The organism is Stenotrophomonas sp. YJH_SMC_120 (assembly GCF_059368675.1).
On the sequence record NZ_JCAFRY010000004.1, the window covers coordinates 37,262 to 50,339 of the forward strand.

9 protein-coding genes are annotated in these 13,078 nt (G+C 65.5%); 7 read left to right on the top strand and 2 right to left on the bottom strand.

The genetic code is table 11. The annotated features are described in order from the left end of the window. The first annotated feature begins 132 nt into the window (after nt 1–132). Genes AC5P60_RS07520 through AC5P60_RS07530 form a run of 3 tightly spaced genes read left to right on the top strand, consistent with a single transcriptional unit; the run spans nt 133 to nt 5,246 of the window. Nucleotides 133–789 (top strand): TetR/AcrR family transcriptional regulator, encoded by a 657-nt coding sequence (locus AC5P60_RS07520; RefSeq protein ID WP_005410245.1) that lies wholly within the window; start codon nt 133–135, stop codon nt 787–789. Further along, the gene (locus AC5P60_RS07525) at nt 789–2,057 is read left to right on the top strand and encodes an efflux RND transporter periplasmic adaptor subunit (RefSeq protein ID WP_005413920.1); all 1,269 of its coding nucleotides are present in this window, start codon (nt 789–791) and stop codon (nt 2,055–2,057) included. Before AC5P60_RS07520 ends, AC5P60_RS07525 begins: the two co-directional genes overlap by 1 nt. A 15-nt stretch (nt 2,058–2,072) precedes the next feature. After that, nucleotides 2,073–5,246 carry a multidrug efflux RND transporter permease subunit gene (locus tag AC5P60_RS07530; RefSeq protein WP_033835832.1) on the top strand — a complete coding sequence of 1,058 codons (3,174 nt, stop codon included), beginning with the start codon at nt 2,073–2,075 and terminating at the stop codon, nt 5,244–5,246. A gap of 153 nt (nt 5,247–5,399) precedes the next feature. Here the strand turns inward: AC5P60_RS07530 and AC5P60_RS07535 are convergent, their stop codons facing one another. Next, complete coding sequence (locus tag AC5P60_RS07535) at nt 5,400–5,693, bottom strand: hypothetical protein (protein ID WP_033833585.1); 294 nt, start codon at nt 5,691–5,693, stop codon at nt 5,400–5,402. Between the two features lie 277 nt (nt 5,694–5,970). Between AC5P60_RS07535 and AC5P60_RS07540 the strand changes: the two genes are divergently transcribed. Next, nucleotides 5,971–6,888, top strand: coding sequence for a hypothetical protein (locus AC5P60_RS07540; RefSeq protein ID WP_005413923.1), 918 nt, complete (start codon nt 5,971–5,973; stop codon nt 6,886–6,888). 45 nt (nt 6,889–6,933) lie between these two features. Here the strand turns inward: AC5P60_RS07540 and AC5P60_RS07545 are convergent, their stop codons facing one another. Beyond that, the gene (locus AC5P60_RS07545) at nt 6,934–8,082 is read right to left on the bottom strand and encodes an acyl-CoA dehydrogenase family protein (protein WP_033833586.1); all 1,149 of its coding nucleotides are present in this window, start codon (nt 8,080–8,082) and stop codon (nt 6,934–6,936) included. A 153-nt stretch (nt 8,083–8,235) separates the two neighbouring features. Between AC5P60_RS07545 and AC5P60_RS07550 the strand changes: the two genes are divergently transcribed. The 3 genes from AC5P60_RS07550 to metH are packed head-to-tail and all read left to right on the top strand — an operon-like array spanning nt 8,236 to nt 13,012. Then, nucleotides 8,236–9,165: an ArsR/SmtB family transcription factor gene (locus tag AC5P60_RS07550; protein WP_005410251.1), complete on the top strand. Its 930-nt coding sequence runs from the start codon at nt 8,236–8,238 to the stop codon at nt 9,163–9,165. A 13-nt stretch (nt 9,166–9,178) separates the two neighbouring features. Further along, the gene (locus AC5P60_RS07555; RefSeq protein WP_033835833.1) at nt 9,179–10,270 is read left to right on the top strand and encodes a homocysteine S-methyltransferase family protein; all 1,092 of its coding nucleotides are present in this window, start codon (nt 9,179–9,181) and stop codon (nt 10,268–10,270) included. A 57-nt stretch (nt 10,271–10,327) separates the two neighbouring features. Further along, nucleotides 10,328–13,012: a methionine synthase gene (gene metH, locus AC5P60_RS07560; RefSeq protein WP_033833945.1), complete on the top strand. Its 2,685-nt coding sequence runs from the start codon at nt 10,328–10,330 to the stop codon at nt 13,010–13,012. The last annotated feature ends 66 nt before the right edge of the window (nt 13,013–13,078 follow it).

Sequence of the window (13,078 nt, forward strand, 5' to 3'; positions counted from 1 at the left end):
AGTTCGCACCGGTATGGTGCTGGCGCCTGTTTCAGCACTGCCGACAGGATCGGCAAAACGTGTTACCGGAAGACACACGCGGCGACGCCGACGCGATTCCACAATCCTGAACTGGACGGTATAGTCCACCGCGTGAACCCGGCCTACCTCCCCGTTGCCCTCGATGCACGCGATGAGCGTGTGTTCGACGCCGTACGCGAACTGCTGGCCCAGCAGGGCATGCAGATGAGCATGGAGGCGGTGGCCCAGCACGCCGGCTGCTCCAAGCAGACCCTGTACTCGCGCTACGGCAGCAAGCAGGAACTGCTGCGCCGGGTGATGCAGCGCCACGTCGGCCACGCTACCGGCGCCATGGTTCGTGCACTCCGCACTGACGACCTGCGTGCCAGCCTGCTCCAGTTCGCCACCGACTTCCTGGAGCACTTCAACCAACCGCACGTGGGCCAGGCCTGCCGGCTGATCGCCGCCGACGCGGCCCAGTTTCCCGAAGAGGCGCGTACGCTGTACCGGCACGGAGCCGGCGCACTGACGCTTCATCTTGCTGAATGGATTGAAACCGTTTGCATGCGTGGCCAGCTCCGGCATGACGACCCGCACTTCATGGCCGAACTGCTGCTGAGCATGATTGCCGGTCAGGATTTCGACAAACAGCGTTTCCATACCCCCCATCGTGATGACGCGCGGCTGCGTCGGCGCTGGGCAGAGTTCTCCGTCGACAGCTTCCTGCGCGCCTTCGCGCCTCAGCCGTCGCCGGCCCCGTCTTCAAACCAACCCCGGAGTTCCTCCTGATGACCGCCCCACTCCGCACCCTTGCCTTGACGTGCGCCGTTGCTGTCGCGCTGGCTGCCTGCAAGAAGCCGGAACAGCAGACGCCCCCGCCGCCGGAGGTGGGCGTGATCGACGCCAAGCCGCAGACCCTGCCGCTGCAGCGCGAGCTGGTCGGTCGCCTGTCGCCGTTCCGCAGCGCCGACGTGCGTGCGCGCGTGCCGGGCGTGCTGCTCAAGCGCGTCTACCAGGAAGGCTCGCAGGTCAAGCAGGGCCAGACCCTGTTCCTGATCGACCCGGCGCCGCTGCGCGCCTCGCTCAACGCCTCCGAAGCACAGCTGGCCTCGGCCCGCGCGACCTACGCCAACGCCAAGGTGGCCGCCGACCGTGCACGTTCGCTGGCGCCGCAGCAGTTCGTCTCCAAGTCCGACCTGGACAACGCTGAATCGGCCGAGCGTACCGCGCTGGCGGCGGTCAAGCAGGCCGAAGCAGCGGTGACTTCCTCGCGCATCAGCCTGGGCTACACCGAAGTAACCGCACCGATCAGCGGCGTGGCCAACAAGCAGCAGGTCACCGAAGGCGCGCTGGTCGGCCAGGGCGATGTGACCCTGCTGACCACCGTCGACCAGCTCGACCCGCTGTACGTGAACTTCTCGCTGAGCGTGGACGAGCTGACCCAGCTGCGCGCGCAACAGGCCAAGGGCGCGCTGGCGCTGTCGGGCGACGGCAAGGCCACGGTGAACGTCAAGCTGGCCGATGGCAGCACCTACAGCGAGCCGGGCACCCTGGACTTCTCCTCGACCACGGTCGACCCGGCCACCGGTGCGGTGTCGTTGCGCGCGTTGCTGCCGAACCCGCAGCAGATCCTGCTGCCGGGCGCCTTCGTCAGCTTCCAGGCCAACCTGGGCGAACGCAACAATGCCTTCCTGGTACCGCAGCAGGCCCTGCTGCGCGACACCACCGGCGGCTACGTGATGGTGGTCGGCGCCGACGGCAAGGTCGCGCGCAAGAACGTGAAGACCGATGGCGCGCAGAACGGCAACTGGCTGGTCAGCGACGGCCTGGCCGCCGGCGACAAGGTGATCGTGGCCGGCGTGCAGAAGGTCAAGGAAGGTGCACCGGCGGTGGCCAAGCCGTGGACCCCGGGGCAGGACGCCAACGGCAAGCCGGCCGCAGGCGGCGCCGCTGCGGCGGGCACCGCACCGGCTGCTGGCAAGGCACCGGCCGACGCGGCCAAGCCCGAGCAGGCCGATGCGGCCAAGCCGGCCGCCACCGATTCGAACAAGCAGTAACGGGAACCTTCCGTCATGCCTAAATTTTTCATCGAACATCCAGTCTTCGCCTGGGTGGTGGCGATCCTGATCTCGCTCAGCGGCGTGATCGCGATCCTCAACCTGGGCGTGGAGTCCTATCCCAACATCGCCCCACCGCAGGTCACCGTCTCGGCCACCTACCCGGGCGCCAGTGCCGACACCACGGAAAAATCGGTCACCCAGGTGATCGAGCAGCAGCTGACCGGTATCGATCACCTGCTGTACTTCAGCTCTTCCTCGTCGTCCAACGGCCGTGCGCAGATCACCCTGACCTTCGAGACGGGTACCGATCCGGACATCGCCCAGGTGCAGGTGCAGAACAAGGTCTCGCTGGCCACGCCCCGACTGCCTTCGGAAGTGACCCAGCAGGGCGTGGTGGTGGCCAAGGCCAACGCCGGCTTCCTGATGGTGGTGGCGCTGCAGTCCGATACCCCGACCATCAACCGTGATGCGCTGAACGACATCGTTGGTTCGCGCGTGCTCGACCAGGTCTCGCGTATCCCCGGCGTCGGCAGCACCCAGCAGTTCGGTTCCGAGTACGCCATGAACATCTGGCTGAACCCGGAAAAGATGCAGGGTTATGGCCTGTCGGCCAGCCAGGTGCTGGCTGCGGTGCGCGCGCAGAACGTGCAGTTCGCCGCCGGTGCGCTTGGCTCGGATCCGTCGCCGGAAGGCCAGCACTTCACCGCCACGGTCTCGGCCGAAGGCCGCTTCAGTTCGCCGCAGGAGTTCGAGAACATCATCCTGCGCGCCAACGCTGACGGCTCGCGGGTGCTGTTGAAGGACATCGCCCGCGTTGCCTTCGGTGCCAACAACTACGGTTTCGACACCCAGTACAACGGCAAGCCGACCGGTGCCTTCGCCATCCAGCTGCTGCCGGGCGCCAACGCCCTGAACGTGGCCGAGGCGGTGCGCGCCAAGATGGACGAGCTGCAGCCCAGCTTCCCGTCCGGGGTGACCTGGTTCTCGCCGTACGACAGCACCACCTTCGTCAAGATCTCGATCCAGGAAGTGGTCAAGACGCTGTTTGAAGCAGTGTTCCTGGTGTTCCTGGTGATGCTGATCTTCCTGCAGAACTTCCGCGCCACGCTGATCCCGACCCTGGTCATCCCGGTGGCGCTGCTCGGTACCTTCCTGGGCATGTGGATGATCGGCTTCACGATCAACCAGCTGACCCTGTTCGCGATGGTGCTGGCAATCGGCATCGTGGTCGATGACGCGATCGTGGTGATCGAGAACGTCGAACGCATCATGACCGAGGAAGGCCTGGCGCCGAAGCCGGCCACGCAGAAGGCGATGACCCAGATCACCGGCGCGGTGGTGGCGATCACCGTCGTGCTGGCTGCGGTGTTCATCCCGTCCGCCCTGCAGGGCGGCGCCGCCGGTGAGATCTACAAGCAGTTCGCCCTGACCATCGCCATTTCGATGGCGTTCTCGGCGTTCCTGGCGCTGGGCTTCACCCCAGCGCTGTGCGCGACCTTCCTGAAGCCGACGCACAACGACAACCCGAACATCGTCTACCGCACCTTCAACAAGTACTACGACAAGATCAGCCACACCTATGTCGGCCACATCACCTCGGCGGTGCGCCATGCGCCGCGCTGGATGATCCTGTTCGTGGTGCTCACCGCACTGTGCGGCTTCCTGTTCACCCGCATGCCGGGCAGCTTCCTGCCGGAAGAAGACCAGGGCTATGCGCTGGCGATCGTGCAGCTGCCGCCGGGCTCGACCAAGGGCCAGACCAACGAAGTGTTCGCGCAGATGCGTGGCATCCTGGAAAAGCAGGATGGCTATGAAGGCATGCTGCAGGTGGCCGGCTTCAGCTTCGTCGGCTCCGGCGAGAACGTGGGCATGGGCTTCATCCGCCTGAAGCCGTGGGAAGAACGCAAGTTCACCGCACCCGAGTTCATCCAGAACATGAACGGCGCGTTCTACGGCATCAAGGAAGCGCAGATCTTCGTGGTCAACCTGCCCACCGTGCAGGGCCTTGGCCAGTTCGGCGGCTTCGACATGTGGCTGCAGGACCGCAGTGGTGCCGGTTACGAGCAGCTGACGCAGGCCCGCAACATCCTGCTCGGCCAGGCCGCGCAGAAGCCGGACCACCTGGTCGGCGTGCGCCCGAACGGCCTGGAAAACGCGCCGCAGCTGCAGCTGCATGTGGACCGCGTGCAGGCGCAGTCGATGGGCATGTCGGTGTCGGACGTGTACAGCACCATCCAGCTGATGCTGGCCCCGGTGTACGTCAACGACTTCTTCTACGAAGGCCGCATCAAGCGCGTGACCATGCAGGCCGATGGTCCGTACCGCACCGGCCAGGAATCGCTGAAGAGCTTCTACAGCCCGTCCAGCCTGACCACCAATGCCGATGGCACCAACGCGATGATCCCGCTCAACACGGTGGTCAAGTCCGAGTGGGTGTCGGCACCGCCGTCACTGAGCCGCTACAACGGTTACTCGGCGATCAACATCGTCGGCTCGCAGGCCCCGGGCACCAGCTCGGGTGAAGCGATGCAGACCATGGAAAGCATCGTCAACGAAGACCTGCCGGCCGGCTTCGGCTACGACTGGTCCGGCATGTCCTACCAGGAAATCCTGGCCGGCAACGCCGCGACCCTGCTGCTGGTGCTGTCCATCGTGGTGGTGTTCCTGTGCCTGGCCGCGCTGTATGAAAGCTGGTCGATCCCGGTAGCGGTGCTGCTGGTGGTACCGCTGGGCGTGCTGGGCGCGCTGGGCCTGTCGATGCTGCGTGGCCTGCCCAACGATCTGTTCTTCAAGATCGGCCTGATCACCGTGATCGGCCTGGCGGCGAAGAACGCGATCCTGATCGTGGAGTTCGCGGTGGAGCAGCGCGCCGCCGGCAAGAACCTGCGCGATGCCACCATCGAAGCGGCCCGCCTGCGTTTCCGCCCGATCCTGATGACCTCGTTCGCGTTCATCATGGGCGTGATCCCGATGGCGATCTCCACCGGCGCGGGCGCCAACTCCCGCCACGCCATCGGTACCGGCGTGATCGGCGGCATGCTGTTCGCCACCCTGCTCGGCCTGTTGATGATCCCGGTGTTCTTCGTGGTCGTGCGCCGCATGCTGGGCGACAAGCTGGATGAACCGTCCAAGGAGTTCATGGAACGCCAGCGCGACGCGGATGCAGCACACCGTCCGGATCGTTGATCCAGCGGTGAACTGAAACGAGAAAGGCCCCGGAGCGATCCGGGGCCTTTGTTGTTGCCGCTTCTGGATCCATGCCGCCCCAGGTTGGCATCTACCGGGGCAACGGCATACCCGGTAGTCGCCAACCTTGGTGGGCGCTGTCCGGGCAGCGTCTCAGCGCAACACTGCGATCACCACGCATGCCGCCACAATCGCCAGTGCAGGCCATTGCATCGGCAGGAAGAAGAAGTGATGCGGAGCATGCTGCCCAGGTGCACGCGGCTTTCGATTGAGCACGAAACCCAGCACCGTGTTGATTGCCGAGCCAAGGCCGAACGCCAGCAGGACCTGGCTGAGTGAAGTATTGCCGCGACCCACCGCTGGATCCGGGAACAGGATGAGGATGAGCAGCACGGCAGCGATCGGTGTGAGCAGGGTCAGCAGCCCTGCGCCTCGATAGATGAGCATGTGGTGGCGTCCATGAACGGTGGAGCATTCTGCGACCAAGGAGCGGGAATGCCAATGGATCGTTGGCATGTCGCCTGCCCGGAGACCGGTCGCATACGGCCTGTACTGAAAAGTCCCTTCCACTGCTGCGCCGACAACGAGGCGCTCAAGGCGTCTACCGGTTTCGCATAAGGCCCCCGCTTTGGATTCCTGGGCGCGCAGAAGTGCGGCACGCCCGGATCGTTGCTATCCAGATGCCTCCACGGCAATCGATCCGATGCCGCCCAGGAGACAGTTCATGGAAAGAGCACCACTACGACGCTTCAGCCGCCCCGCCCTTCTGCTTGGCGCGCTCTTCGCGGCCAGCAGCGTCCAGGACGCACATGCGGCAGGTGTCCTCGTCTGCGACAACTGTCGCGATCCACGCGCACTGGCGCTTTACTCGGGCACGGGGCCCACCATCGTCGTCGACTTCCAGCAGCGCCGGCTCCATGGCTTCGATGTGGAATACGATCGCGAGCTGCGTCGGTATCGCGCCACCAGGGCGCAGATCCCCGAGCCAATCAACGCATCCTTCAATCGGATCATGGGGATGCTCGACAACAACGTGCCAACCGTACAGTTCGCGCCGCGGCAGTGGGCCGGAAGAGGAGTCCAGTACGAGGTTCATCCTGATGACCCGCAATACGCCAACGGCATAGGCTTCCCGGAAGAGCACAAGAACCTCAACGCCTACGATGTCGTGCAGATGGCAACCGAGCGATTCAGGCTGGAGAGCGCCATGGGCAAGGCATTCACAGGCGCCACGACATCGTCGAGGGCCTGGAACAGCATGGCGACATTCCTGTCCTCGATCGGCCTTAGCTTCGTCAGCAAGGCCCTCGGAATCGACGGTGCAATCTACAGGATCACCTGGCGCGATGGCTCGAAGACTACGCTGGCCATCGTCTCTTCGTCAGTGGACACCGCCAGATACGTGCAAGGCCAGAGCAAGGACGCCAATGGCAACATGATTCCCGACGGCGCGGCAACCAGCCCCGGCCTGGCCCAACACTTCGCCGGCACCTACAACTTCAACAGCCGGGACGATCTGGATCGATGGATCGACTCCGGTCGCCTCTATGGGGTGAACATGTTCCCCGGTGCTCCACCTGAGTCGCTGCAGATCGTCTGTGAATGGAACGGAACGGATATCGTTTGCCGATTGCCACGTTGATCGCACAAAGGAAACGGGGCGGCAATCGCCGCCCCGTCGCGTCCATCAGCGCAACCCGGTCTCGTTGCGCGCGATCACCAGGCGCTGGATCTCCGAGGTGCCCTCGTAGATCTCGGTGATCTTGGCATCACGGAAGTAACGCTCCAGCGGCATCTCCTTCGAGTACCCCATGCCGCCGTGGATCTGCACCGCCTGGTGGGTGATCCACATCGCTGCTTCCGAAGCGGTCAGTTTGGCCACCGCTGCTTCGGTGCTGAAACGCTTGCCCTGGCTCTTCACCCACGCGGCACGCAGGGTCAGCAGCAGCGCTGCGTCCAGCTTGCACTTCATGTCGGCGATCTTGGCCTGGGTCATCTGGAAGGTGCCGATGGCCGCGCCGAACGCCTTGCGCTCCTTCACGTACTCCAGGGTCGCCTCATAGGCGGCGCGGGCGATGCCGATGGCCTGCGAGGCGATGCCGATGCGGCCGGCATCGAGCACGCTCATGGCGATCTTGAAGCCCTCGCCTTCCTGGCCCAGCACGTCTTCGGCCTGCGCCACGTAATCGTTGAACTCGATCTCGCAGGTGGCCGAAGCGCGGATGCCCAGCTTCGGCTCGGTCTTGCCGCGACCGAAGCCCGCCTTGTCGGTATCGATGAGGAAGGCGGTGATGCCACGCGCGCCCTTGTCCGGCTCGCTCATCGCGAACAGCACGATGTACCTGGCCACCGGGCCGGAGGTGATCCAGCTCTTCTTGCCGTTGATGACGAAGGTGCCGTCGGCCTGCTTCACCGCGCGGCAGCGCATGGCGGTGGCATCGGAGCCGGACTGCGGCTCGGTCAGCGCGAACGCGCCGATGGCCTCGCCCTCGGCGATCGCACGCACGTAGGTCTGCTTCTGCTGCTCGGTACCGTGGGTGAGGATGCCGTTGCAGAACAGCGAGTTGTTGACCGACATGATGGTCGAATGGGCTGCGTCGGCGGCGGCGACCTCCACCATCGCCAGCACGTACGCAACCGGGTCCATGCCCGCGCCACCGTATTCGGTCGGCACTTCGATGCCCATCAGGCCGTTCTCGCCCAGCAGGCGGATGTTGTCGAGCGGGAACTCGCCGGTACGGTCATGGTGCTCCGCGCTCGGGGCGATCTTCTCCTGCGCGATGCGCCGCGCAACGTCCTGCAGCATCAACTGCTCTTCGGTAAAGCTGAAATCCACAACACCCTCCCGGGTACATGAAGTTATGGGCTACATACGGCGCGCCCAGGTGCCCCGATTGTACCGGGGCCCGGCTGTTTCCGTACGCTGGCGACTTGACCGCGACGGGCCCTTTCAGCGAATATATCTCTATATCGCGATAGGTAGATATTTATGGATCTTGAAGACTGGTCGACCCGCCTGAAGGTGTTCGCCGATGCGACCCGCGTGCGCCTGCTGGCGCTGCTGGAGCAGGAGGAACTGACCGTGGCCGAACTGTCGGCGATCACCCGGCTGGCACAGCCACGCGTGTCCACCCACCTGGCGCGCCTGAAGGAAGCCGGCCTGGTCCGCGACCGCCGTGCGGGCGTATCGGCCTATTACCGCTTCGACGAGGCCCAGCTGGACCCCGCGCAGCGTGCATTGTGGCATGCCTTGAGCAACGGAAGCGATGACCCGCTGCTGCGCCAGGACGCTGAACGCGTCGCTGCCGTGCTGGCCCACCGCGCCTCCGACCAGAACTGGGCCGACAGCGTGGCCGGCGACATGGAACGCCACTACTCCCCGGGGCGCACCTGGGAAGCCCTCGCCCGCACCGCGCTGCCGCTGCTGGAGACCGGCGACGTGCTGGACATCGCCTCTGGTGACGGCGTGCTGGCCGAACTGGTGGCCCCGCATGCCAAGCGCTACATCTGCATCGACACCAGCGCGCGCGTGGTCGCCGCCGCCAGCGAGCGCCTGCGCCGTCTGCCCAACGTGGAAGTGCGCGAGGGCGACATGCATGCGCTGCCCTTCAAGGACAACAGTTTCGATCTGGTAGTGCTGATGCACGCGCTGACCTACGCCAGCAAGCCGGCGCAGGCGGTGACCGAAGGCGCGCGCGTGCTGCGCCCGGGCGGGCGCCTGCTGCTGTGCAGCCTGGCCCGCCATGAACACAAGGCCGCGGTGGAGGCCTACGGCCACGTCAACCTCGGCTTCAGCGACAAGGAGCTGCGCAGGTTCGTCGACAAGGCCGGCCTGCAGGTATCCAGCCTGGAGACGGTCACCCGCGAGAAGCGTCCGCCGCACTTCGAAGTGATTTCGCTGATCGCCCACAAACCCTGAGCCCGAGAACGCCATGCCTGCCCTGCCCTGGTTGCATCCTGAGCGTGCCAACGCCCTGCTCGACGCCCTGCGCGAGCGGATCCTGATCATCGACGGTGCGATGGGCACGATGATCCAGCGCCACGGCCTGCAGGAAGACGATTACCGTGGCGAACGCTTCGCCGGCGGTTACGATCACAGCCATGGCCCCGGCTGCGACCACGGCACGCCGGAGGGCCATGACCTGAAGGGCAACAACGATCTGCTGCTGCTGACCCGGCCGCAGATCGTCGCAGACATCCACACCGCCTACCTGGAAGCGGGCGCGGACCTGGTCGAAACCAACACCTTCAATGCAACCTCGGTCAGCCAGGCCGACTACCACCTCGAACACCTGGTGTACGAGTTGAACAAGGCCGGCGCTGCGGTCGCGCGCACCTGTTGTGACGCCGTGGCCGCAACCACCCCGGGGAAGCCGCGCTTCGTGATCGGGGTGGTCGGCCCGACCAGCCGCACCGCCTCGATCAGCCCGGACGTGAACGATCCGGGCTTCCGCAACACCAGCTTCGACGAACTGCGCGACACCTACCGCGAAGCCATCGAGGGCCTGATCGACGGCGGCGCCGACACCATCATGGTCGAGACCATCTTCGACACGCTCAACGCCAAGGCCGCGCTGTATGCGCTGGAGGAAGCGTTCGATGCGCGCGGCGCGCGGTTGCCGGTGATGATCTCCGGCACTATCACCGACGCTTCCGGTCGCACCCTGTCCGGGCAGACTGCGGAAGCCTTCCATGCCTCGCTGGCGCATGCACGGCCGCTGTCGATCGGGCTGAACTGCGCGCTGGGCGCCGATGCGATGCGACCGCACGTGGAAACCCTTGCGCAGGTCGCCGACTGCTACGTCAGCGCACACCCCAATGCCGGCCTGCCCAATGCCTTCGGCGAGTATGACGAGACGCCGGAGGACATGGCCAGCACCCTGCGAGGCTTCGCCGAAGATGGCCTGCTGAACCTGGTCGGCGGCTGCTGCGGCTCCACGCCCGACCATATCCGCGCCATTGCCGCGGCTGTGGCCGGGCTGCCGCCGCGCGCACTGCCCGGCACCCGGGAGCAGGCCGCATGAATGTCGCCGCCACCGTTCCGCACTTCCCGCCCTATTGCTGCTGAGCCGACGCCTGCCATGACGCCTGTCCGCCCTACCCGCCTGTCCGGCCTGGAACCCCTGGTCATCACCCCGGACCTGCTGTTCATCAACGTCGGCGAACGCACCAACGTGACCGGCAGCGCGCAGTTCCGCAAGCTGATCAAGGAAGGCCGCTACGAAGAAGCGGTGGACGTGGCCCGCCAGCAGGTGGCAAGCGGCGCGCAGATCCTCGACGTCAACATGGACGAGGGCCTGATCGATTCGGAAGCGGCGATGACCCGCTACCTCAACCTGATCATGTCCGAGCCGGACATCGCCCGCATCCCGGTGATGGTCGACTCCTCCAAGTGGAGCGTGATCGAGGCCGGCCTGAAGTGCCTGCAGGGCAAGAGCGTGGTCAACTCGATCTCGCTGAAGGAAGGCGAGGCGCTTTTCCGCGAACACGCGCGCAAGGTCCTGCGCTATGGCGCCGCCGCGGTGGTCATGGCCTTCGATGAAAGCGGGCAGGCCGATACGTGTGCGCGCAAGGTCGAGATCTGTACCCGCGCCTACCGCATCCTGGTCGACGAGATCGGCTTCCCGCCGCAGGACATCATCTTCGACCCGAACATCTTCGCCGTCGCCACTGGCATCGAAGAACATGACAACTATGCGGTGGACTTCATCGAAGCCACCCGCATCATCAAGCAGACGCTGCCGCACTGCCACGTCTCCGGTGGTGTCTCCAACGTCTCGTTCTCGTTCCGCGGCAACGAAACGGTGCGCCAGGCCATCCATTCGGTGTTCCTGTACCACGCCATCGCCGCCGGCATGGACATGGGCATCGTCAATGCCGGTGCCATGCCGATCTACGATGAGCTGGAGCCGGAGCTGCGTGAGCGCGTGGAGGATGTGATCCTCAACCGCCGCAGCGATGCCACCGAACGCCTGCTGGAGATCGCCGAGCGCTACAAGGGCAGGAAGGGTGCGGCGAAGACCGAAGACCTGGCCTGGCGCGACAAGCCGGTGGCGCAGCGCCTGGCGCATGCACTGGTGCACGGCCTGGATGCCTTCGTTGAGGAAGACACCGAACTGGCCCGACAGGCCTCCAGCCGCCCGCTGGACGTGATCGAGGGCCCGCTGATGGACGGCATGAACATCGTCGGTGACCTGTTCGGCGCCGGCAAGATGTTCCTGCCGCAGGTGGTGAAATCCGCGCGTGTGATGAAGAAGGCCGTGGCCTACCTCCTGCCGTACATCGAGGCGGAGAAGGCGCGCAGCGGCGACACTGCCAAGAGCAACGGCAAGATCATCATGGCCACGGTGAAGGGCGATGTGCATGACATCGGCAAGAACATCGTCGGCGTGGTCCTGGCCTGCAACAACTTCGAGGTGGTCGACCTTGGCGTGATGGTGCCGGCGCAGAAGATCCTCGATGCCGCGCGCGAGCACAACGCCGACCTGATCGGCCTGTCCGGTCTGATCACTCCCTCGCTGGAGGAGATGAGCCACGTCGCCCGCGAGATGGAGCGCCAGGGTTTCAATCTGCCGCTGCTGATCGGCGGCGCCACCACCTCGCGCGCGCACACCGCGTTGAAGATCGACCCGCACTACAAAGCGCCTACGGTGTGGGTGAAGGACGCCTCGCGCGCGGTCGGCGTGGCCCAGTCGCTGATCTCGCGCGACCTGCGCGAAGCCTTCGTTGCCGCCAACGAGGCCGACTATGCCGAGATCCGGGCACGGCACCGCAATCGTGGCGATGCCAAGCGCCTGGTGCCGCTGGAACATGCACGCGGGCAGAAGTTCCAGGGCGACTGGGGGAACTACACGCCGCCCGCGCCGAAGCAGCCAGGCCTGCACGTCTTCGATGACTATCCGCTGGCCGAGCTGGTCGAGTACATCGACTGGACGCCGTTCTTCCAGGCCTGGGAGCTTGCCGGCAAGTTCCCGGCGATCCTCACCGACGAGATCGTCGGCAGCCAGGCCAGCGAGCTGTACCGCGATGCCCGCGCGATGCTCGACCGCATCGTCGGCGAGAAGTGGCTGACCGCCAAGGCCGTGTTCGGCCTGTGGCCGGCCAACAGCGTCGGCGACGACGTGCGCGTGCAGCACCCACAGGGCGAGACCACCCTGCACTTCCTGCGCCAGCAGGTGGACAAGCCGGCCGAGCGCCCGGATTTCTGCCTGGCCGATTTCATCGCGCCGACCGACAGCGGCAGGCAGGACTGGATCGGCGCGTTCGCGGTCACTGCCGGCATCGGCATCGATGCCCACGTGGCGCGCTTCGAAGCCGAGCATGACGACTACAACGCGATCCTGCTGAAGGCCCTGGCCGACCGCTTCGCCGAAGCCCTGGCCGAGCGCCTGCATCAGCGTGTACGCACGGAATTCTGGGGTTATGACCAGGCCGAGACGCTGGACAACGACGCCCTGATCGATGAGCAGTACCGTGGCATCCGCCCCGCTCCCGGCTATCCGGCGTGCCCCGAGCACAGCGAGAAGCGGCGCCTGTTCGATCTGCTGCGGGCCGAGGCCAACGCCGGCATGGAACTGACCGAGAGCTTTGCGATGCTTCCGACCGCCGCGGTATCGGGCTACTACTTCAGCCATCCGCAAAGCCAGTACTTCGTGGTCGGGCGCCTCAGCCGCGAGCAGGTCACCGACTACGCCCGGCGCAAGGGCGTGGAGCGCGCCCAGGCCGAGCGCTGGCTGGCCTCCAACCTCGACTACGATCCCGAATGACCCGAAAAGGGGACGGAGGGGATTAAGTCGTTTGTGCCTCAAACGACTTAATCCCCTCCGTCCCCT

Excerpts from the sequence above, each read along its gene's own strand:
- AC5P60_RS07525 (WP_005413920.1), top strand. The coding sequence starts at position 789 with ATGACCGCCCCACTCCGCACCCTTGCCTTGACGTGCGCCGTTGCTGTC.
- AC5P60_RS07530 (WP_033835832.1), top strand. The coding sequence starts at position 2,073 with ATGCCTAAATTTTTCATCGAACATCCAGTCTTCGCCTGGGTGGTGGCG.
- AC5P60_RS07535 (WP_033833585.1), bottom strand. The coding sequence starts at position 5,693 with ATGCTCATCTATCGAGGCGCAGGGCTGCTGACCCTGCTCACACCGATC.
- AC5P60_RS07540 (WP_005413923.1), top strand. The coding sequence starts at position 5,971 with ATGGAAAGAGCACCACTACGACGCTTCAGCCGCCCCGCCCTTCTGCTT.
- AC5P60_RS07550 (WP_005410251.1), top strand. The coding sequence starts at position 8,236 with ATGGATCTTGAAGACTGGTCGACCCGCCTGAAGGTGTTCGCCGATGCG.
- AC5P60_RS07555 (WP_033835833.1), top strand. The coding sequence starts at position 9,179 with ATGCCTGCCCTGCCCTGGTTGCATCCTGAGCGTGCCAACGCCCTGCTC.
- metH (WP_033833945.1), top strand. The coding sequence starts at position 10,328 with ATGACGCCTGTCCGCCCTACCCGCCTGTCCGGCCTGGAACCCCTGGTC.